Origin of the sequence: Micromonospora sp. TSRI0369, assembly GCF_001905625.1 — a bacterium.
GTDB classification, from domain to species: Bacteria; Actinomycetota; Actinomycetes; order Mycobacteriales; family Micromonosporaceae; genus Micromonospora; species Micromonospora echinospora_A.
Window position 1 is genome coordinate 254,092 of record NZ_LIVU01000004.1, and the last position, 19,818, is coordinate 273,909.

Genomic DNA, 19,818 nt, shown 5'->3' on the forward strand with positions numbered 1-19,818 from the left:
GTCCGATCGGACCGTAGGGGGCGGTATGGGCGGGGGAACGGACCGGCCGGCGGTGAGCGTCGTGGTGCCCACGTACAACTGCTGGGCCCACCTCGACCCGCTTGTCGCGTCGCTGTCGCGGCAGGGGCTACCGCCCGGCGGATACGAGGTGATCTTCGCCGACGACGGGTCGACCGACGACACGCCGCGTCGCCTGGACGAACTGGCCGCCGCCGACCCGCAGGTGCGGGTGCTGCACCTGGAGCACTCGGGCTGGCCGTCGCACCCGCGCAACCAGGGGCTGGAGCAGGCGCGCGGCGAGTACGTCTTCTTCGCCGACGACGACGACTGGTTCGGCGACGAGGCGCTGGCCCGCCTGCACGCCTGCGCCCACGACCACGACGCGGACATCGTCATCGGGCGGATGATCGGGCACCGGCGGGGCGTACCGCGGGAGCTGTTCCGGGAGAACCGGTTCGACGCCACGCTGGCGAACGCGCCGCTGGCCGACAGCATGACCTGCCACAAGCTGTTCCGGCGGTCCTTCCTCGACCGGCACGGGCTGCGGTTCCCGGAGGGCCGTCCGCGACGCCTGGAGGACCACCGGCTGATGGCGGCTGCCTACCTGCTCGCCGAGCGGGTCTGCGTGCTGGCCGACCACCCCTGCTACCACCACGCCCGCCGGCAGGACGCGGGCAACGTCACCGCCACCCGGATGGACCCGGCGGATTACTACGCGGCCCTCCGGGAGGCGCTGGACATCGTGGACGCCCACCGGCCGCCGGCCGCGGCCCGCCTCCGGCTGCACCGGCGCTGGCTGCGCAAGGAGATGCTGAACCGGCTGCGCGGGCAGGCCCTGCTGAGCGCGCCGGAGCACTGGGTCGAGCAGGTGGCGGACGAGGTGGGGCAGCTCGTGAAGGAGCGTGTCGCGCCGGACGCGATCGCCGGGGTGCCGCCGATGTACCAGGTGATCGCCCATCTCGCCGCGCAGGGGCGGATGGCGGACCTGCGCCGGCTGGCGGAGTGGGAGGTGAGCGTCCGGGCCCACGCCGCCGTCGACAGGTGGCAGGTGGAGGGACGGACGCTGACCGTCGCAGTCTCCGCCCACCTGCGCGCTGGCGACGAGCCGCTGCGCTTCGACGACCGAGGGCTGCCGGTGCTCCCGGTGGCCGAGGCGACGCCTGACGGTGTGGTGATGCGGGCCGGCGGGGCGAGAACCGACGTCGTGATCCGCCGCCGGGAGACCCGGGAGGAGTTCTTCCTGCCGGTCGACGCCACCACCGAGCCGGCCGCCGACGGCCAGGTCTGCCACCGCAGCACCGCCACCGTCGACTTCGCGGCGCTCGACGGAGGCCGGGCCCGGGGCACCTGGGAGGTCCGGGCCCGGGTGATCCAGGCCGGGTGGGCCCTGGACGCGAACCTGCCCCTCGTGGTGCGCTGCGCGGCCGACGGCGGCACACCCCGGGTGGAGGACCCGCGCCGGCTCCGCGCCCGGATCCGGCGGGCGGTCCGGCGGATCCGGGATCGCACGCTCGGCCGGACGGCGCGCGCCGGGAGCCGTTCGCACGATCGACCGGCGGCGGCCCGCCGGTAAGGATTCGGTGACCCCGGTTCGTCCTCGGCGCTCTCGCCGGAACGCGCGATTACCGGGAGGCCGGGTGGCGCTCTCGACCGATCGCCGGTGGGCTGCGAAACTGTGTGCCGGCCGGTGAGTTGGGGGTTCGATGAGCAACGGGTGGCTGCTGCCCGAGGACGTTCTGCGGGATGCGCCGTCGTACGCGCCCAGGCCCGCTGAGCTGGCCGATCTCCAGTTGCTGCTGAGTGGGGCGTACGCGCCGCTCACCGGTTTCATGAGCCGGGCCGACCTGACTTCGCTGAGCCGGCGCGGCCGGCTGGCCGACGGCACGCCGTGGCCGGTGCCGGTGACGCTCCAGGTGCCGGCCGCGCTGGCCGACGGGCTCGACCCGGCGGACCCGGCCCGCCGGGCGGTGGTGCTCACCGACGGCGAGGGCGCGCCGGTGGCGGCGATGGACGTGACAGACGTCTGGCCGGGCCGCGAGGGCATGGTGGGCGTCGGTGGCGCCGTCCGCCGCCTGGGCGACGGCGGCCACGGGCCGTTCCAGCGCCTGCGGCGCGGCCCGGAGGAGGTACGCGGCCTGCTGCCGCCGGGCCGGGTGCTCGGGGTCTTCGCCGACCGTCCGCTGCACCGCCCGCAACTGGCGCAGATCGCGCACGCGGCCCGCACGCTCGGCGCACATCTGCTGGTGCTGATCCCGGTGGGCGAGGGGTCGAGCGGTGGCCTGCCGTCCGAGGCGCTGGTGCGTACCGTGTTCGCCGCCCGCGACCGGATGCCCCCGGCGACGCTGGTGGCGGTGCCGCTGGCCCGTCGGCGCGACGAGATCAGCGACGCACTGCTGCGGGCGCGGGTCGCCGCCGCGTACGGCGTGACCCACCTGCTCTCCACCGAGGGCATGCTCTCCGGCGCCGGCCTGCGCGTGCTGGTGCCCCGCGAGCTGGCCTACGACAACCGGGACGGGCAGTGGCGCTGGCGCGAGGACATCCCGCCGCGCAACCGCCGGCTGGCGCTGAGCGCGGAGGAGATCGACGACCTGCTGGACCGGGGCTTCCCGCTGCCCGAGTGGCACACCCCGCCAGCGGTGGCGAAGGAACTGGTCCGGGCCCGCCCGCCGCGGCGGTACCGGGGTCTGGTGATCTTCCTGACCGGGCTGTCCGGCTCGGGCAAGTCGACCATCGCCCGGGGCCTGGCCGACGTGCTCCGCGAGCAGGGCGACCGCACTGTGACGCTGCTCGACGGCGACGTGGTGCGGCGGGAACTCTCCGCCGGGCTCGGGTTCAGCAAGGCCGACCGGGATCTCAACGTGCGCCGGATCGGCTGGGTGGCCGCCGAGATCGCCCGGCACCGCGGGGTCGGCATCTGCTGCCCGATCGCGCCGTACGCGGCGGCCCGCGCCACCGCGCGGGAGATGGCCGAGGCGGCCGGCGCGGGCTTCCTGCTGGTCCACGTGGCGACGCCGCTCGAAGTCTGTGAGCAGCGCGACCGCAAGGGCCTGTACGCCCGCGCCCGGGCCGGCCTGCTCACCGGGATGACCGGCATCGACGACCCGTACGAGGAGCCCACCGACGCCGAAATCGTGGTGGACACCTCCGACCTGTCCGTCGAGGAGGCCATCGGCCGGGTGATGGAACACCTCACCGAAACCGGATGGGTGGAGCCCCGCATCCAACCCGCCTGACCGCCGGCCGCGTACCGGCACGTCAGCGCCTCCGACCGCCGTCGTCCAGCCTCTGGACGACGGCGGTCTCGCGTCGCCCCTCATTGCGCGGTAGTGTTCGTCTTTGTTGGAACACGTTCGACCGCGTGACATCGCGCGGTCGGTGACGCTCGGAGGTGTGCCCGGGATGCTGGCGCGGCAGCGGCAGACGGCGATCCTGGAACGACTGCGTCTCGCCGGTGGCGTCCGGGTCACCGAGCTGGCCGCCGAGTTCGGCGTGTCCGACATGACCATCCGCCGCGACCTGGACACGCTGCACGAGCAGGGCCTGCTCGCCAAGGTGCACGGCGGCGCGACGCCGGCCGGCCCCGGCTCGACCGACGAGCCCGGCTTCCGCGCCAAGGCCGACCGCCAGTCCGCCGAGAAGGCAGCGATCGCCGAGCACGCTGCGGGACTGGTCCGACCGGGCGCCGCCATCGCGCTCTCCGCCGGCACCACCACCGCCGAGCTGGCCCGGCGACTGGTCGACGTGCCCGGCCTCACAGTGGTCACCAACTCGCTGCCGGTGGCGGAGGCGCTGCACGTCGGCGGCCGGTCCGACCAGACAGTGGTGCTCACCGGCGGGGTACGCACGCCGTCGGACGCGCTCGTCGGTCCGCTCGCCGTGGCCGCGATCGCCGCGCTCCACCTGGACGTGCTCTTTCTCGGCGTGCACGGGATCAGCGAACGGGCCGGGTTCACCACGCCCAATCTGATGGAGGCGGACACGAACCGGGCGCTCGTGGCCGCCGCGGACCGGCTCGTGGTGCTGGCTGACCACACCAAGTGGGGCACCGTCGGCATCTCGTCGATCGTGCCGCTGGACGCGGCAGACGCGCTGGTCACCGACGACCGGTTGGCACCGGAGGCACGACGGGTACTCGAGGACAGGGTGGGCGAGCTGGTGACGGTGCCCGCGAAGAGGGGGGCGGAGTGAAGCGTACGCAAATCGCGCTGGCCGACGGCCGCGAGCTGATCTACTTCGACGAGCGGGACGACGCGGTCCGCGACCAGCCGGACCGGCGGGACCTGCCCCCTCCCCCGCCCGCCTCGCAGCTGCGGTACGACCCGCTGACCGACGAGTGGGTGGCGGTCGCGGTGCACCGGCAGACCCGCACGTTCCTGCCCCCCGCCGACCAGTGCCCGCTGTGCCCGTCCCGGGGCGACCGGCACAGCGAGATCCCGGCGCCCGCCTACGACGTGGTCGTGTTCGAGAACCGGTTCCCGTCGCTGAGCCAGCGGGTGGCCGACGAACCGGCCGAGATCACGCCGTTCACCCCGGTACGGCCCGGGCGCGGCAAGTGCGAGGTGGTCTGCTTCACCGACGACCACAACGCCTCGTTCGCCCGGCTCTCCCCGCACCGGGTGCGCACGGTGCTGGACGCGCTCGCCGACCGCACCACCGCGCTGAGCGCGCTGCCCGGCGTGGAGCAGGTCTTCCCGTTCGAGAACCGGGGCGTCGAGATCGGCGTGACGTTGCACCACCCGCACGGGCAGATCTACGCGTACCCGTTCGTCACGCCGCGCACCCGCGACATGCTGGCCGCCGCCCGGCGGCACGCCGAACGCACCGGGGGCAACCTGTACGCCGACGTGCTGGCCGCCGAGCGCGCCGCCGGGGAGCGAGTGGTGGCGAGCAACGAGCACTGGACCGCGTACGTCCCGGCGGCGGCGCGCTGGCCGTTCGAGGTGCACGTGGCGCCGCACCGGCCGGTGCCCGACATTCCGGCGCTCGACGACGCCGAGCGGGACGCGTTCGGGCCGCTCTACCTGGACCTGCTACGCCGCTTCGACGGGCTGTTCGACATGCCCATGCCGTATATCGCGGCCTGGCACCAGGCGCCGGTACGGATCGACAGGGAGCTGGGCCACCTGCACCTGCAGCTGTTCAGCATCCGGCGCGCCAAGGACAAGCTGAAGTACCTGGCCGGGTCGGAGTCCGGCATGGGCGTGTTCATCAACGACATCGCCCCCGAGCGAGCCGCCGAGCTGCTCCGCGCCGCGTGAAAGGAAGGGCCCCCTATTAACGCCTGCGGTAGAGGAAGGGCCCCTTGTTAACAACCGCGGCCCGGGCATGGGGGCGCGGGGGGCCCGGGACAGGACCCCCCGCAGGGAAGGGACGGCTGGCTGCGCTCGGCAGCCACGAAGGTCGGCCGGCCGGCGCGCGACCGTGACCCACCTTCCTGGACGCGACTGGCATCTCGTCCACCCTGTCAACGAGGGCGCACCGAGCGAGGTCACGCCGCCCCGACGGCCCTGAGGTGTTAAAAAGGGCCCCTTCTACAACGCGAGGCGTTAAGAAGGGGCCCTTCCTTGCACGTCAGGCGGCGAGCCGGCGCGCCAGGTTCTCGTCGAGCGCGTTCATGAACTCGTCGGTGGTCAGCCACGGGGCGTCCCGCGAGATGAGCAGCGCGAGGTCCTTGGTCATCTGGCCGCCCTCGACGGTGTCCACGATGACCTTCTCCAGCGTGTCCGCGAACTCGGTGACCGCCGGGGTGCCGTCCAGCTTGCCCCGGTGGGCCAGGCCCCGGGTCCAGGCGTAGATCGAGGCGATCGGGTTGGTCGAGGTCTTCTCACCCTTCTGGTACTGCCGGTAGTGCCGGGTCACGGTGCCGTGGGCGGCCTCGGCCTCGACGGTGCGGCCGTCCGGGGAGAGCAGCACCGAGGTCATCAGGCCGAGCGAGCCGAAGCCCTGCGCCACGGTGTCGGACTGCACGTCACCGTCGTAGTTCTTGCAGGCCCAGACGTACCCGCCCTCCCACTTGAGCGCGGCGGCGACCATGTCGTCGATCAGCCGGTGCTCGTAGGTGAGGCCTGCGGCGTCGAACTCGGCCTTGAACTCGTTCTCGAACACCTCGGCGAAGATGTCCTTGAACCGGCCGTCGTACGCCTTGAGGATGGTGTTCTTGGTGGACATGTAGACCGGGTAGTTGCGGTCCAGGCCGTACCGGAACGAGGCGCGGGCGAAGTCCCGGATCGACTCGTCGTAGTTGTACATGCCCATGGCGATGCCGCCGCCGGGGAAGTTGGCGACCTCCATCTCCATCGGGGTGCCGCCGTCGGCCGGGGTGTAGGTGATGGTCACCGTGCCCGGGCCGGGGACGACGAAGTCGGTGGCCTTGTACTGGTCGCCGTGCGCGTGCCGGCCGATGATGATCGGCTTGGTCCAGCCCGGGACGAGCCGCGGCACGTTCGACATGATGATCGGCTCGCGGAAGACCACGCCGCCGAGGATGTTGCGGATGGTGCCGTTGGGCGACCGCCACATCTTCTTCAGGCCGAACTCCTCAACCCGGGCCTCGTCCGGGGTGATGGTGGCGCACTTGACGCCGACGCCGTGCTCCTTGATGGCGTTCGCGGCGTCGACCGTGACCTGGTCGTCGGTGGCGTCACGGTGCTGGATCGACAGGTCGTAGTAGTGCAGGTCGACGTCGAGGTAGGGCAGGATCAGCTGCTCCCGGATCTGCTTCCAGATGATCCGGGTCATCTCGTCGCCGTCGATTTCCACGACCGGGTTGTTTACCTTGATCTTCGCCATCGGCCGGCGCTCCTCTCGGGGGACACGTGCTCAAGCAGTACGAGCGTACTGGAAACTGGTCGGCAGTCCCCAGGCGGCCCGGGGTGGACCGCCGGAAAGCGGGCTGCGCCGCACCGCGAGCCGCTGGCATCATCGTCCGATGCCGCGCAGCCGCACCCTCGGGTCTATCACGGTCACCGCGCTCTCCGACGGCGAGGGGCCCTTCTTCCAGCCCCGCGGCGAGGCGTTTCCCGGCGCCACGGAGGCGCACTGGCGGGCGGCCGACCGGCTCGATCCGGGCGCGGTGACCGCCGACGGCCGGTGGTGGCTGCCGTTCCGCGCGTTCGCCGTGCGATCCGGCGACGGTCCGGTCACCCTTGTCGACGCCGGTATCGGCCCGGCCGACTCGCTCGCCGCGAGCTGGGCGCCGGTGCCGGGCCGGCTGCCCGCGGAGCTGGCGGCCGCCGGGATCGATCCGGCCGACGTCCGGACGGTGGTCCTCACCCACCTGCACACGGACCACGTGGGCTGGGCCGGCCCGCTCTTCCCGAACGCCGATCATCTGGTCCAGCGCGCCGAGCTGGACGCGCTGGAGCTGTTCCACCCGGAGCTGCCGGCCCGGCTGCTGGGGCCGTTGCGCGCCGCCGGCCGGCTGCGGGTGGTCGACGGTGAGACCACCCTCACCCCGGGGGTACGGCTGCTGCACACGCCCGGGCATACGCCGGGCCACCAGTCGGTGCTCATCGAGGCGGACGACGAGCGCCTCCTGGTCACCGGCGACCTGCTGGTGCACGCGATCCAACTGGTCGCCCCGGAGCTGGCGTACGCCCACGAGGAGGACCCGGACAAGGCCCGCCACTTCCGTCAGCACCTGCTGGCGACCCTCTCCCCCGCGGTCCTGGCCACCCCTCACCTGACCGCGCCCTTCACCCCCCACCCCTCCGCGCTTGATCATGAGGTTGGCGGCTGAATTGATCGCCATCTCCGCCGCCAACCTCATGATCGACGGGGCGAACCGGGGGCGGACAGCAGAAGGCCCGCCGGCGGAAGCCGGCGGGCCTTCGACGCGGTGGTACGGGCGTCACATGCTGGCGACGTCGCCCTGCTTGGCGCGGACCGCCTCGGCGGCCTCCTTCAGCGCGGCCAGCTCGTCGGCGTCCAGGTCGGTCTCGACGACCCGCTTCACGCCCTCGGCGCCGATCTCGGCCTCGACGCCCAGGTAGACGCCCGAGATGCCGTACTCGCCGTCGACCCAGGCGCAGACCGGCATGACCTCGCCGGAGTCCTCGGCCACGGCCTTCGCCATCCGTGCCGCGGCGGCGGACGGGGCGTAGTACGCGGAACCGGTCTTGAGCAGCGCGACGACCTCGGCGCCACCGTTGCGGGTCTTGACGACCAGCTCCTCGATCTGCTCGGCCGGCATGACGTCACGCAGCGGCTTGCCGTCCACGGTGCTCTTGGACGGCACCGGGACCATGGTGTCGCCGTGCGAGCCGAGCGTCAGGGTCCGTACCGACTTCACCGGTACGCTCAGCGCCTCGGCGACGAAGTTGGTGAAGCGGGCGGTGTCGAGCATGCCGGCCTGGCCGAGCACCCGGTTCTTGGGGAACTGGGTGGCGAGCTGGGCCAGCGCGGTCATCTCGTCGAGCGGGTTGGACACCACGATGACGACGGCGTTCGGGGCGTACTTGGCGACGTTCTCGGAGACCTGCCGGACGATCTTGGCGTTGGTCTCCAGCAGGTCCATCCGGCTCATGCCCGGCTTGCGCGGCAGGCCGGCGGTGATGACGACGACGTCCGAGCCCTCGATGGCGTCGTAGCCCTCGCCGTTCGGGCCGGTGGTGACGCCGACGACAGTGGTCTCGAAGCCCTCGACCGCGCGGGACTGGTTGAGGTCGAGCGCGAGACCCGCCGGCTTGCCCTCCACGATGTCGGTGATCACGACGGTGTCGAAGACGTCGTACTCGGCCAGGCGCTGTGCGGTGGTCGAGCCGTAGAAGCCGGCGCCGACGACAGTGACCTTCTTACCCATGGTCGTCCCACTCCCTGATACCAGTCGGTTTTCCGGACCGTATCAGCCATCCTGGCACCGATCGGGCCAGGGGCGGACGGTTATGACCTGGGTGGGTGTCAGCCCGCCCGCTCGGCCCGTTCGACCACGTTGGTGAGCAGCATCGCGCGGGTCATCGGGCCGACGCCGCCGGGCATCGGCACCACCTTGCCGGCGACCTCGTTCACCTCCGGGTCGACGTCGCCGGTGTAGCGCCCCTTGCCGTCGTCGCCGATCACGCGCGTGATGCCGACGTCGACCACTGTCGCGCCCGGGTTGACCATGTCGGCGGTGAGCAGGCCCGGCACGCCGGCGGCGACGATGACGACGTCCGCGGCGCGGGTGTGCGCGGCGAGGTCGAGCGTGCCGGTGTGGCAGAGCGTCACTGTGGCGTTCTCGCTGCGCCGGGTCAGCAGCAGGCCCAGCGGGCGGCCGACGGTGTTGCCCCGGCCGACGACGGCCACGTTCGCGCCGCGAAGCGGCACGTCGTGGCGGCGCAGCAGCTCCACGATGCCGCGCGGGGTGCAGGGCAGCGGCGCGTCGTACCCGAGGACGAGCCGGCCCAGGTTGACCGGGTGCAGCCCGTCGGCGTCCTTGTCCGGGTCGATCGACTCCAGCGCGCGCTGGGTGTCGAGGTGCCCGGGGAGCGGGAGCTGGACGATGTAGCCGTGGCAGGCCGGGTCGGCGTTCAGCTCGGCGAGTGCCGTGTCGAGCTGCTCCTGGGTGGCGTCGGCCGGCAGCGTGACCCGCAGCGAGGCGATGCCGACCTCGGCGCAGTCGCGGTGCTTGCCGTTGACGTACGCCTGGGAGCCGGGGTCCTCCCCGACCAGCACCGTGCCGAGGCCGGGGGTGATGCCGCGTTCCGCGAGCGCCTTGACCCGGGCTCGTAGCTCGTCCTTGATCTCCGCCGCGGTGGCCTTGCCGTCCAGGATCGTCGCCGTCACGTCGTGATCGTCTCACGGCCGCGGGCGGGCCCGGACGACGACGGCCGACGATCACGCTGCGCAACGTGCCCTAAATCACGGAGAGTGACCAGTCACGGTGACGCGCCGGCCCGATCGCACCCGCGCAGGCAGGGACCGGACACCGGTCACGCGCACCCCAGAACCTGCCGGGTGCACTCGAACGGAACACCAACGGCCAAGGAAAGGCCAGGAAGGAGCGGGATTTAGCACGCTCGAGCGGCAGCGACAAGGCGGGGCGAACACGATCCGTCATCGATCCACCACGCGCCAGTTGTCGATGGGCCGGATCGCGACCTACCGTTACCGCTCGTTGCGCAGAGTCACCCAATGTCGGGACGACCGCGCAGCGTGAGGAGATGAGGAGACCACATGCGTGTTCGTAGGCTCGCGGCCTGGGCCGCGCTCCCGCTCGCGGTGACGCTGGGCCTGACGGCCTGCGGCTCGGGCGGCGGCAGCGGCGGTGCCAGCAACCCCGACGCGGCCGTGCGGATCGAGATCGCCGAGCCGCAGCACCTGGTGCCCACAAACACCAACGAGACGAGCGGCTCCCAGGTCCTGTCGGCCCTGTTCAGCCCGCTCGTCGACTACGACGAGGCGAACAAGCCGCACGAGGTGGCGGCGGACTCGGTGACGACGTCGGACAACAAGGTCTGGACGATCAAGCTGAAGCCCGGCTACACGTTCCACAACGGCGAGAAGGTCACCGCCGACAACTACATCGACGCCTGGAACTACGGCGCGTACGCCCCGAACGGCCAGAACTCCAGCTACTTCTTCGAGAAGGTGGCCGGCTACGACGACCTCCAGGGCGAGACGCCGAAGGCGAAGACGCTCAGCGGCCTGCAGAAGGTCGACGACCTGACCTTCACCGTGACGCTCGCCGAGCCGTACGTGGACTTCAAGTCCATGCTGGGCTACACCGCCTTCTACCCGCTGCCCGAGGCGGCCTTCTCCGCGCCGGGCGTGCTGGCCGAGGGCTACGAGCAGGCCCCGATCGGTCAGGGCCCGTTCAAGATGAAGGGCAGCTGGCAGCACGACGCCAAGGTCGAGGTGGAGCGCTACGACGCCTTCCCGGGCCAGCAGCCCAAGGTCGGCGGCGTCGAGTTCCGCATCTACCAGCAGCCGACCGCCGCGTACGCCGACGTGCTGTCGGACAACCTCGACGTGATCAAGACCATCCCGACCGAGAACCTGTCCACCGCCGCGACCGACCTGGGTGACCGCTACCAGCAGAGCCCGGCCTCGTCGCTGCAGGTGCTGGCCTTCCCGACGTTCCAGGAGGAGTTCAGCAAGCCCGAGGTGCGCAAGGCCATCTCGATGGCGATCGACCGGGACGAGATCACCAAGTCGATCTTCAAGGACTCGCAGCAGCCGGCCCGCTCGTTCGTCTCGCCGGTGGTCGCCGGCTACCGGGAGAACACCATCGGCACCGCCGGCGCGTTCGACCCGGTCAAGGCCAAGGCCGAGTACCAGGCCGCGGGCGGCCCGAAGAAGATCGAGCTGTCCTACAACGGCGACGGCGGTCACAAGGACTGGATCGACGCCACCTGCAACCAGCTCAAGGCCAACCTGGGCGTGGACTGCGTCGGCACCGCCGAGCCGAAGTTCGCGGACCTGCTGACCAAGCTCAAGCAGAAGCAGCCGGTCGGCCTGTTCCGGATGGGCTGGGTCATGGACTACCCGTCCATGGAGAACTACCTCGGCCCGCTGTACAGCAGCACCGGCTCGTCGAACTACTACGGCTACAGCAACCCGGAGTTCGACAAGCTGCTCGCCGAGGGCGCCCGGGCGGCGTCGGAGGACGAGGCGATCAAGAAGTACCAGGCGGCGGAGGACCTGCTCGCGCAGGACATGCCGGTGATCCCGCTGCGGTACGGGCAGAACAACTTCGGCCACTCGACCAAGGTCAAGAACGTCCACGTGGACCTCTTCGACCGGGTGGACCTGCTGAAGATCGAACTCGCCTGACACCCTGCTGACGGGCCGGGCCACCCCCACCGGGTGGCCCGGCCCTGGCATTGGCACGCATTTAACCTGTTTTCGGCAGACTTGCCAGCATGCTCCGGTTCATCCTGCGGCGACTGCTCCAGATGGTCCTCGCCTTCTTCGGGACCACTCTGATCGTCTACGCGCTGATGTTCGCCGGGCAGGGCGACCCGATCCAGGCCCTCGCCGGGGAGCGGCCGGTGACCGCCGCGCAGCGGGCCTACCTGACCGAGAAGTACCACCTGGACGCGACGGGGGTCGGCGGCTTCTTCTACCGCTACTTCGACTACCTCGGCGGCCTGGTCCGGGGCGACCTCGGGCAGTCGCTGACCGGGCGGCAGATCAGCGACATCCTCGCCGCCGCCTGGCCGGTCACCCTCAAGCTGGCAGTGATCGCGATGGCGGTCACCGTGATCTTCGGGGTCACCGCCGGCGTGATCGCGGCCATCCGCCGCTCCGGCGTGTTCGACCACGCCACGCTCGTGGTCACGCTGCTGGTGCTCGGCATACCCACAATCGTGCTCGCGCCGCTGGCGCAGTACTTCCTCGGCGTACGGTGGCCGATCTTCCCGCCCACCGCCGGCGCCCAGCCGTCCTTCTACGCGCTGCTGCTACCCGGCATCGTGCTCGGCTCGCTGTCCCTGGCCACCGCGCTGCGGCTGACCCGGACGTCGGTGACCGAGAACCTGCGCGCCGACTACGTCCGCACCGCCCGCTCGAAGGGCCTGCGGCGACGCCGGATCGTCGGCGTGCACGTGCTGCGCAACTCGCTCATCCCGGTGATCACCTTCCTCGGCGTCGAGCTGGGCAACCTGATGGGCGGCGCGATCATCACCGAGGGCGTCTTCAACGTTCCCGGCGTCGGCTTCAACCTGTTCCGCGGCATCCGCACCGAGGACGGCCCGCTCGTGGTCGGCATCGTCAGCGTGCTCGTCGTGGTCTACCTGCTCTCCAACCTGGTGGTGGACGTGCTCTACGCCGTCCTCGACCCGAGGATCCGCTATGAGTGACTTCGAGACGGTGGCGGCGACGGAGAACCAGGCGGCGCGGCGCGGCGTCTCCGGCGAACCGGGTACGCCCGGCCGGGCCGGGCGGCCGGACCGGGCCCGCAGCCTGGCCGGGGACGCCTGGCGGGACCTGCGCCGCAACCCGGTCTTCTGGATCAGCCTGCTGCTGGTGGTGCTGGTCGCTGCGATGGCGGTGGCCCCCGGGCTGTTCGCGGCGAACGACCCGCGCGACTGCGTGCTCTCCCGCCAGCACGCCGGGCCGTCCGGCGGGGCCATCTTCGGGTACGACTTCCAGGGCTGCGACACGTTCGCCCGCGCGGTCTACGGCGCCCGCGCCTCGCTGCTCGTGGGCGCGCTCTCCGCGCTGATCACCGGCGTGATCGCGCTCGTCGTCGGGATGCTCGCCGGCTACTTCGGCGGCTGGGTCGACGCGGTGCTCTCCCGGGTGATCGACATCGTGCTCGGCATTCCCCTGCTGCTGGCCGCGATCGTCCTGCTCAAGCGGGTCAGCACCAGCGGCGACACGGTACGGCTATTCGCGGTGATCTTCGTGCTGGCGCTGCTCGGGTGGACCACAGCGGCCCGGGTGGTCCGCTCCTCGGTGATCACCGCCCGGGAGCAGGACTACGTGGCAGCCGCCCGGATGCTCGGGGCCGGCAACGGCCGGATCATGTGGCGGCACATCCTGCCGAACGCGCTCGCCCCGGCCATCGTGGTGCTCACCATCGCGCTCGGCTCGTTCATCGCGGCCGAGGCGACGCTGAGCTTCCTCGGCATCGGTCTGAAGGCGCCGACCATCTCCTGGGGCATCGACATCGACGCCGGCCGGGTGCACATGCGGGAGTCGGCGACGCCGCTGATCGTGCCGTCGACGTTCCTCGCCCTGACCGTCCTCGCCTTCATCATGCTCGGCGACGCGATCCGCGACGCCTTCGACCCGAAGCTCCGGTGAACTCTCATGACGCAGAACGCGGTCCGGCCCACGCCGGCCTCACCCACCCCGCCGGGCGGGCACCTGCTGGAGGTACGGGACCTGCACGTGGAGTTCCGCACCCGCGAGGGCGTGGCCCGGGTGATCAACGGGGTGACGTACCACCTGGACGCCGGCGAGACGCTCGCCGTGCTCGGCGAGTCCGGCTCCGGCAAGTCCGTCACCGCGCAGGCGATCATGGGCATCCTGGACACCCCGCCCGCGTACGTGCGCGGCGGGCAGATCCTCTACCAGGGGCGGGACCTGCTCACCCGCCCGGAGGAGGAACGCCGGCAGGTACGCGGCACCGAGATCGCGATGATCTTCCAGGACGCGCTGTCGGCGCTGAACCCGGTCTTCCCGGTCGGCTGGCAGATCGGCGAGTCGCTGCGTGAGCGGGCCAGGATGTCCCGGGCCGACGCGCGCAAGCGCACTGTCGAGCTGATGGACCTGGTCCGGATCCCGGCGGCGGCGAAGCGGCTCGGCGACTACCCGCACCAGTTCTCCGGCGGCATGCGCCAGCGGGTCATGATCGCCATGGCGCTGGCGCTCGACCCGAAGGTGCTGATCGCCGACGAACCGACAACGGCGCTGGACGTCACCGTGCAGGCGCAGATCATGGACCTCCTGGCCGACCTGCGCCGCGATCTCGGCACGGCGCTCATCCTGATCACCCACGACCTGGGTGTGGTCGCCGGCGTGGCCGACCGGATCGCTGTCATGTACGCGGGCCGCATCGTCGAGCACGCCGACGTGCACGCGCTGTACCGGGCGCCCGCCCACCCGTACACGAAGGGGTTGCTGGAGTCGATTCCGCGCCTGGACGTGCGCGGCCAGGCGTTGTCGAGCATCCGCGGGCTGCCGCCGAACCTGATGGCGATCCCGTCCGGCTGCCCGTTCCACCCCCGGTGCCCGTACGTCCAGCAGGTCTGCGTGGACGAGGTGCCGCACGACCTGGTGCTCGGCGACGGTCGGACCAGCGCGTGCCACTTCGCGCAGGAGGTGCACGATGACAGCGCCGGCTGAGTCCGCCAAGGTGCGCGGCGAGACCATCCTCGCCGTCGACGGCCTGGTCAAACACTTCCCGATCAGTCAGGGCGTGCTGTTCAGGAAGACCATCGGCCAGGTCAAGGCGGTCGACGGCGTCTCGTTCGAACTGCGGCGCGGCGAGACGCTCGGCGTGGTCGGCGAGTCCGGCTGCGGCAAGTCCACGCTGGCCCGGCTGCTCATGCGGCTGGAGACCCCGACCGCCGGGCGGGCCACGCTGGAGGGACGGGACCTGTTCCGCGCCAAGGGCGCCGAACTGCGCCGGCTGCGCCGCAACATGCAGATGGTGATGCAGGACCCGTACACCTCACTGAACCCGCGGATGACAGTCGGCGACATCGTCGGCGAGCCGTTCGAGATCCACCCGGATGTCGCGCCCAAGCGCAGCCGGCGGCAGCGGGTGCAGGAGCTGCTGGACGTGGTCGGGCTCAACCCGGAACACGTCAACCGGTACCCGCACCAGTTCTCCGGCGGTCAGCGGCAGCGCATCGGCATCGCCCGGGCGCTCGCGCTGCGCCCCGAGATCATCGTCTGCGACGAACCTGTGTCGGCCCTGGACGTGTCCATCCAGGCCCAGGTGATCAACCTGTTGGAGCAGCTCCAGGACGAGTTCGGGCTGTCCTACATCTTCATCGCCCACGACCTGTCGGTGGTGCGGCACATCTCCGACCGGGTCGCGGTGATGTACCTGGGCCGGATAGTCGAGATCGGCACCGAGGAGCAGATCTACGAGCGGGCCACCCATCCGTACACCCAGGCACTGCTGTCGGCGGTGCCGGTGCCCGACCCGGAGGCCCGCGACCGGCAGACCATCATCCGGCTGAGCGGCGACGTGCCCAGCCCGGCCGAGCCGCCGTCCGGCTGCCACTTCCGGACCCGCTGCTGGAAGGCCGAGGAGGTCTGCGCAGTCCAGGACCCGCAGACCGTGCCCCGGGCGGCGGACCCGCACCCCAGCGCCTGCCACTTCGCCGAGGTCCGCGCCGACGTGTGAGCGCGACGAAGGCCCCGTCCCCCGGAGGAAGAGGGGGCGGGGCCTCCGCTGCGGCGGGTAAGCATGGACCCGGGCGATCCCGGCGGCGTTGAGGCGCGCCGCCGTACGTGATCGGTGTCCCGCGACGGAACCGCCGGGTCGACGCGGCGGTTCGGTGCGGCTCGGGTGAGGTGTCCCGGCGTGCGGGTCCCGGGTCCGGCGCGGCTCAGGCGGCCGGCGGGGCGCGCGCGGCGAGCGGGCCGCGCGGCGGCAGCGGCACGACCGGCGGCCGGGGCGCGGGCACGACGGGCTCCGGGACGGCCGGACCGGCCACGCGCGGGAGCGCGGCCGGGGCCAGGTCGTCCGGTCCGTCGGCGTATCCGAGGCCGCCGCCGTGGTCGTGCCACGGCCCGGCGGCGAGCTCCGACCAGGACCGTTCGGGGTACGCGGCACGCAGCGCGGCCGGGCTCGTTCCGCTCGCCGAGGCGGCGGCCGCGGCGGCGAGCGCGGCGGCCGGTGCGGTGACGGCGGGTGCGGCGGCCGATCCCAGCCCGGCCAGGACGAACGCCAGCGTGACGACGACGGCGGTCAACCGGTCGCGAACGCGCATGGCACACCTGCCGGTCTCACGGGCGGCGGAGACGGTCGATCGTCGCCGCGCACACGCTAGCAACCGGTTCCGGCGGCGGGCAACGGCGCGACGTCCGGGTGCGCCCGCCGTGTGGACGACAGGCGCACCCGGACGGGTCGGGCCGGACTCGTCAGTGGAAGAAGTGCCGGGTCCCGGTGAGGTACATGGTGACGCCGGCCGCCTTGCAGGCCGCGATGGTCTCCTCGTCCCGGATCGAACCGCCCGGCTGGACGATCGCCCGCACCCCGGCGTCGATGAGGATCTGCGGGCCGTCGGCGAACGGGAAGAACGCGTCCGAGGCGCAGACCGAGCCGCGGGCACGCTCGTCACCGGCCCGGCTGACGGCCAGCCGCGCCGAGTCCACCCGGTTGACCTGACCCATGCCGACGCCGACGGTGGCGCCGTCGCGGGCCAGCAGGATGGCGTTGCTCTTGACCGCGCGGACCGCCCGCCAGGCGAACGCCAGATCGCGCAGCGTTGCCTCGTCGGCCGGGTCGCCGGTGGCGAGCGTCCAGCCGGACGGGTCGTCGCCGGGCGCGTCGACGGCGTCCCGCATCTGCACCAGCACGCCGCCGCTGACCTGCCGCCACTCCGCCGGCCGGGTGGCGAACGCGGGCGCCCGCAGCAGCCGGATGTTCTTCTTGGCCCGCAGCACCTCCAGCGCGCCCTCGTCGAAGCCCGGCGCCACCAGCACCTCGGTGAAGATCTCCGCGACCTGACCGGCCAGCTCCACGCTCACCGGCCGGTTCACCGCGATCACGCCACCGAACGCGGAGACCGGGTCGCAGGCGTGCGCCTTGCGGTGTGCCTCGGCCACGTCCGCGCCCACAGCGATGCCGCACGGGTTGGCGTGCTTGATGATCGCCACCGCCGGCTGGTCCGGGAAGTCGTTGGCGGCCCGCCAGGCGGCGTCCGCGTCGACGTAGTTGTTGTAGGACATCTCCTTGCCGTGCAGCTGCTCGGCCTGGGCCAGCCCGGCCGGCGCGCCCGGGTCGGTGTAGAGCGCGGCGGCCTGGTGCGGGTTCTCGCCGTACCGCAGCACGGCCTGGCGGCGCAGCGCCAGGCCGGCGAACTGCGGCCAGCCGTCCTCGGCCGGCGCCACAGTGGTGGCGAACCAGTCGGCCACCGCCACGTCGTAGTCGGCGATGTCGGCGAAGGCCCGGGCGGCGAGCGCCCGGCGCTGGGCAACGGTGAAACCGCCGTCGGCCAGCGCGGCCCGCACCGCCGGGTACGCGGCCGGGTCGGTCACCACCGCCACCGAGGCGTGGTTCTTCGCCGCGGCCCGCACCATCGCCGGACCGCCGATGTCGATCTGCTCCACGCACTCGTCGGTGTCGGCGCCGGAGGCGACGGTGGCCTGGAACGGGTAGAGGTTGGAGACCAGCAGGTCGATGCCGACGATGCCGTGCTCGTCGAGCTGGGCAGCGTGCGCGTCCTTGCGCAGGTCGGCGAGGAGACCACCGTGGATCTTCGGGTGCAGCGTCTTGACCCGCCCGTCGAGGATCTCCGGGAAGCCTGTGACCTGCTCGACCGGCGTGACCGGCACCCCGGCGCCGGAGATCGTCGACGCGGTGCTTCCGGTCGACACGATCTCCACGCCGGCCTCGTGCAGGGCGCGGGCCAGCTCGGCCAGGCCGGTCTTGTCGTAGACGCTGACCAGCGCGCGCCGGATCGGGCGGCGGCCGGCGTCCTCAGTGGCGTTCACGGGATGGTGACCTTTCTTCCGGTGATCGTCCAGCCTTCACGGACCAGCCGGCCGACCTGCTCGACGAGCTGGCGCCGCTCGGCGGACTTGATGCGCTCGGTGAGCGTGTCCTCGTCGTCGCCGTCGAGCACCGGCACGGCGACCTGGGCCACGATCGGCCCGGTGTCCATCCCGGCGTCGACGAAGAACAGCGTGGCCCCGGTGACCTTCACGCCGTACGCCAGCGCGTCACGGGGGCCGTGGATGCCGGGGAACGCCGGCAGCAGCGTGTTGTGCGTGTTGAGGTAGCGGTCGCCGAACGCGGCCAGGAACTCCGGCCCGACCAGCTTGAGGAACCCGGCGCTGATGACCAGGTCGGGCCGGTGCTCGGCGACCCGCGCGGTGAGCGCCTTGTCCCAGTCGGCGCGGGTGGGGTGGTCCTTGAGTCGCTCGACGAAGGACGGCACGCCCGCGGCGGCGGCCCGGTCCAGGCCGGCGATCCCGTCCCGGTCGGCGCCGACGGCGACGACCCGGGCGCCGTAGCCGGGGTCGGCGGTGGCGTCCAGCAGCGCCTGGAGGTTGCTGCCGGAACCGGAGACGAGGACGACGAGGCGGGCGACGGACGCGGGCTCGGTCACGCGGCAACCCTATCGGGCAGGTCAGGCGCTCCGGCCACGGGGCGGCGGGCCGGTCGCGTCACCTCGGGGATGGCGTGCTCGCGGTACGCTGCCGGTCGCCCGGTGTCCGGTCTCTCCCCCGGCCCGCACCCCCACGAAGAAAACCGGCACCCGCGTGCCGCCGGACCGAGGAGTACTTCGCATGCAGCCCGGATACCCCCCGCAGCAGCCGCAGCAGATCGACAACAACATGACGATGTCCATCGTCGCGATCTTCCTGTTCTGGCCGCTCGCGATCCCGGCCATCATCAACGCGTCGAAGGTCAACCCGCTGATCCAGCAGGGTGACTACGCCGGCGCCCAGGCCGCCGCCGCCGAGTCCAAGAAGTGGTCCAAGTGGGCCCTCATCGCCGGCCTGGTCTGGCTCGGCATCATCGTGGTGATGTGTTGCCTCTTCGGCGGCCTGGCTGGCCTCGCCGGCAGCAGCGGCACCAACTGACGCACAACCGAACCGAACTGAGGAGCACCCAGACATGCAGCCCGGTTACCCCGGACAGGACCCGTACGGCCAGCAGCCGAACCAGGACCCGACCGCTCAGCCGAACGACCCGTACGCCCAGCCGCCGCAGGCCCCGCAGTACGGCCAGCAGCCGCAGTACGGCCAGCAGCCGACCTCGGGCCAGCCGTACGGCCAGCCCACCTCGGGTCAGCCCGCCTACGGCCAGGACCCGTATGCCCAGCAGCAGCAGCCGTACGGCGCGGCGCCGCAGTACCCGGCCGCCGGTTACCCGACCGGCCCGGCTCCGGGTCAGGGCCAGAGCAACACCATGGGCCTCGCCGGCATGATCGTCGGCATCGCCTCGATCGTGCTGGGCCTGTGCTGCCCGCTGCTGGGTGTCCCGGCCGGCATCGTGGCGGTCGTCCTCGGCGTGCTCGGCCAGAAGAAGGTCCAGGCGGGCGAGGCCAACAACGCCGGCCAGGCGCGGGCCGCCCTGATCTGCGGCGCCGTCGGCGTGGTCGTCGGCATCATCAGCGCCATCGCCGGCGCTGCGATCAACATGAACAACTTCGGCGCCTGACCGTCGTTCGAACGAGGGGCGTCCGGCGACCGCCGGGCGCCCCT

General features: G+C 72.1%; 18 protein-coding genes. 12 read left to right on the forward strand and 6 right to left on the reverse strand.

Translation table 11 applies throughout. The annotated features are described in order from the left end of the window. The first annotated feature begins 25 nt into the window (after nt 1–25). The 4 genes from AMK25_RS14115 to galT all read left to right on the forward strand — a co-directional run bounded on the left by AMK25_RS14115 (nt 26) and on the right by galT (nt 5,258). Nucleotides 26–1,573, forward strand: a complete 1,548-nt coding sequence (locus tag AMK25_RS14115) for a glycosyltransferase family 2 protein (protein WP_073828839.1) — start codon at nt 26–28, stop codon at nt 1,571–1,573. A 130-nt stretch (nt 1,574–1,703) separates the two neighbouring features. Further along, nucleotides 1,704–3,233: an adenylyl-sulfate kinase gene (gene cysC / locus AMK25_RS14120; RefSeq protein WP_073828840.1), complete on the forward strand. Its 1,530-nt coding sequence runs from the start codon at nt 1,704–1,706 to the stop codon at nt 3,231–3,233. Between the two features lie 166 nt (nt 3,234–3,399). Continuing rightward, complete coding sequence (locus tag AMK25_RS14125) at nt 3,400–4,188, forward strand: DeoR/GlpR family DNA-binding transcription regulator (protein WP_073828841.1); 789 nt, start codon at nt 3,400–3,402, stop codon at nt 4,186–4,188. Continuing rightward, nucleotides 4,185–5,258: a galactose-1-phosphate uridylyltransferase gene (galT, locus tag AMK25_RS14130; RefSeq protein WP_073828842.1), complete on the forward strand. Its 1,074-nt coding sequence runs from the start codon at nt 4,185–4,187 to the stop codon at nt 5,256–5,258. The genes AMK25_RS14125 and galT overlap by 4 nt, the downstream gene beginning before the upstream one ends. Before the next feature lie 313 nt (nt 5,259–5,571). On the opposite strand, the gene AMK25_RS14135 is transcribed toward galT, so the two are convergent. Further along, on the reverse strand, nt 5,572–6,789 hold the full coding sequence (locus AMK25_RS14135; RefSeq protein WP_073828843.1) for an NADP-dependent isocitrate dehydrogenase: 1,218 nt from the start codon (nt 6,787–6,789) through the stop codon (nt 5,572–5,574). Nucleotides 6,790–6,928: 139 nt separating this feature from the next. On the opposite strand from AMK25_RS14135, the gene AMK25_RS14140 reads away from it, so the two are divergent. Continuing rightward, complete coding sequence (locus AMK25_RS14140) at nt 6,929–7,738, forward strand: MBL fold metallo-hydrolase (RefSeq protein ID WP_073828844.1); 810 nt, start codon at nt 6,929–6,931, stop codon at nt 7,736–7,738. 111 nt (nt 7,739–7,849) lie between these two features. On the opposite strand, the gene AMK25_RS14145 is transcribed toward AMK25_RS14140, so the two are convergent. Both AMK25_RS14145 and AMK25_RS14150 read right to left on the reverse strand, forming a co-directional pair. Then, a complete protein-coding gene (locus tag AMK25_RS14145; RefSeq protein ID WP_073828845.1) occupies nt 7,850–8,800 on the reverse strand; it encodes a malate dehydrogenase in 951 nt (316 codons plus the stop codon). A 98-nt stretch (nt 8,801–8,898) separates the two neighbouring features. After that, nucleotides 8,899–9,762, reverse strand: a complete 864-nt coding sequence (locus AMK25_RS14150; protein WP_073828846.1) for a bifunctional methylenetetrahydrofolate dehydrogenase/methenyltetrahydrofolate cyclohydrolase — start codon at nt 9,760–9,762, stop codon at nt 8,899–8,901. A 390-nt stretch (nt 9,763–10,152) separates the two neighbouring features. Here AMK25_RS14150 and AMK25_RS14155 point away from each other — a divergent pair, with 390 nt between their 5' ends. The 5 genes from AMK25_RS14155 (at nt 10,153) to AMK25_RS14175 (ending at nt 15,784) form a co-directional block, all read left to right on the forward strand. Then, nucleotides 10,153–11,751: a peptide ABC transporter substrate-binding protein gene (locus tag AMK25_RS14155; RefSeq protein ID WP_073828847.1), complete on the forward strand. Its 1,599-nt coding sequence runs from the start codon at nt 10,153–10,155 to the stop codon at nt 11,749–11,751. 89 nt (nt 11,752–11,840) lie between these two features. Then, nucleotides 11,841–12,779, forward strand: coding sequence for an ABC transporter permease (locus AMK25_RS14160; protein ID WP_073828848.1), 939 nt, complete (start codon nt 11,841–11,843; stop codon nt 12,777–12,779). Continuing rightward, nucleotides 12,772–13,728 carry an ABC transporter permease gene (locus tag AMK25_RS14165; protein ID WP_073828849.1) on the forward strand — a complete coding sequence of 319 codons (957 nt, stop codon included), beginning with the start codon at nt 12,772–12,774 and terminating at the stop codon, nt 13,726–13,728. Before AMK25_RS14160 ends, AMK25_RS14165 begins: the two co-directional genes overlap by 8 nt. Before the next feature lie 6 nt (nt 13,729–13,734). Beyond that, nucleotides 13,735–14,772, forward strand: coding sequence for an ABC transporter ATP-binding protein (locus AMK25_RS14170; RefSeq protein ID WP_073828850.1), 1,038 nt, complete (start codon nt 13,735–13,737; stop codon nt 14,770–14,772). After that, a complete protein-coding gene (locus tag AMK25_RS14175) occupies nt 14,756–15,784 on the forward strand; it encodes an ABC transporter ATP-binding protein (RefSeq protein WP_073828851.1) in 1,029 nt (342 codons plus the stop codon). Before AMK25_RS14170 ends, AMK25_RS14175 begins: the two co-directional genes overlap by 17 nt. 205 nt (nt 15,785–15,989) lie before the next feature. Here AMK25_RS14175 and AMK25_RS14180 read toward each other — a convergent pair whose 3' ends face one another. The 3 genes from AMK25_RS14180 to purN form a co-directional block, all read right to left on the reverse strand. Beyond that, entirely contained in the window at nt 15,990–16,373 is a 384-nt protein-coding gene (locus tag AMK25_RS14180; RefSeq protein ID WP_073828852.1) for a hypothetical protein, read from the reverse strand. Between the two features lie 151 nt (nt 16,374–16,524). Beyond that, nucleotides 16,525–18,099 carry a bifunctional phosphoribosylaminoimidazolecarboxamide formyltransferase/IMP cyclohydrolase gene (gene purH, locus AMK25_RS14185; RefSeq protein WP_073828853.1) on the reverse strand — a complete coding sequence of 525 codons (1,575 nt, stop codon included), beginning with the start codon at nt 18,097–18,099 and terminating at the stop codon, nt 16,525–16,527. Beyond that, the gene (gene purN / locus AMK25_RS14190; RefSeq protein ID WP_073828854.1) at nt 18,096–18,716 is read right to left on the reverse strand and encodes a phosphoribosylglycinamide formyltransferase; all 621 of its coding nucleotides are present in this window, start codon (nt 18,714–18,716) and stop codon (nt 18,096–18,098) included. Before purN ends, purH begins: the two co-directional genes overlap by 4 nt. Before the next feature lie 181 nt (nt 18,717–18,897). On the opposite strand from purN, the gene AMK25_RS14195 reads away from it, so the two are divergent. Both AMK25_RS14195 and AMK25_RS14200 read left to right on the forward strand, forming a co-directional pair. Beyond that, nucleotides 18,898–19,194: a CD225/dispanin family protein gene (locus AMK25_RS14195; RefSeq protein WP_073828855.1), complete on the forward strand. Its 297-nt coding sequence runs from the start codon at nt 18,898–18,900 to the stop codon at nt 19,192–19,194. Nucleotides 19,195–19,228: 34 nt separating this feature from the next. Continuing rightward, a complete protein-coding gene (locus tag AMK25_RS14200) occupies nt 19,229–19,774 on the forward strand; it encodes a DUF4190 domain-containing protein (RefSeq protein ID WP_073828856.1) in 546 nt (181 codons plus the stop codon). Nucleotides 19,775–19,818: the final 44 nt, after the last annotated feature.

Excerpts from the sequence above, each read along its gene's own strand:
- AMK25_RS14125 (WP_073828841.1), top strand. The coding sequence starts at position 3,400 with ATGCTGGCGCGGCAGCGGCAGACGGCGATCCTGGAACGACTGCGTCTC.
- AMK25_RS14140 (WP_073828844.1), top strand. The coding sequence starts at position 6,929 with ATGCCGCGCAGCCGCACCCTCGGGTCTATCACGGTCACCGCGCTCTCC.
- AMK25_RS14195 (WP_073828855.1), top strand. The coding sequence starts at position 18,898 with ATGCAGCCCGGATACCCCCCGCAGCAGCCGCAGCAGATCGACAACAAC.
- AMK25_RS14115 (WP_073828839.1), top strand. The coding sequence starts at position 26 with ATGGGCGGGGGAACGGACCGGCCGGCGGTGAGCGTCGTGGTGCCCACG.
- AMK25_RS14180 (WP_073828852.1), bottom strand. The coding sequence starts at position 16,373 with ATGCGCGTTCGCGACCGGTTGACCGCCGTCGTCGTCACGCTGGCGTTC.
- AMK25_RS14200 (WP_073828856.1), top strand. The coding sequence starts at position 19,229 with ATGCAGCCCGGTTACCCCGGACAGGACCCGTACGGCCAGCAGCCGAAC.
- AMK25_RS14155 (WP_073828847.1), top strand. The coding sequence starts at position 10,153 with ATGCGTGTTCGTAGGCTCGCGGCCTGGGCCGCGCTCCCGCTCGCGGTG.
- cysC (WP_073828840.1), top strand. The coding sequence starts at position 1,704 with ATGAGCAACGGGTGGCTGCTGCCCGAGGACGTTCTGCGGGATGCGCCG.
- AMK25_RS14145 (WP_073828845.1), bottom strand. The coding sequence starts at position 8,800 with ATGGGTAAGAAGGTCACTGTCGTCGGCGCCGGCTTCTACGGCTCGACC.
- AMK25_RS14160 (WP_073828848.1), top strand. The coding sequence starts at position 11,841 with ATGCTCCGGTTCATCCTGCGGCGACTGCTCCAGATGGTCCTCGCCTTC.
- AMK25_RS14175 (WP_073828851.1), top strand. The coding sequence starts at position 14,756 with ATGACAGCGCCGGCTGAGTCCGCCAAGGTGCGCGGCGAGACCATCCTC.
- AMK25_RS14165 (WP_073828849.1), top strand. The coding sequence starts at position 12,772 with ATGAGTGACTTCGAGACGGTGGCGGCGACGGAGAACCAGGCGGCGCGG.
- AMK25_RS14170 (WP_073828850.1), top strand. The coding sequence starts at position 13,735 with ATGACGCAGAACGCGGTCCGGCCCACGCCGGCCTCACCCACCCCGCCG.
- AMK25_RS14135 (WP_073828843.1), bottom strand. The coding sequence starts at position 6,789 with ATGGCGAAGATCAAGGTAAACAACCCGGTCGTGGAAATCGACGGCGAC.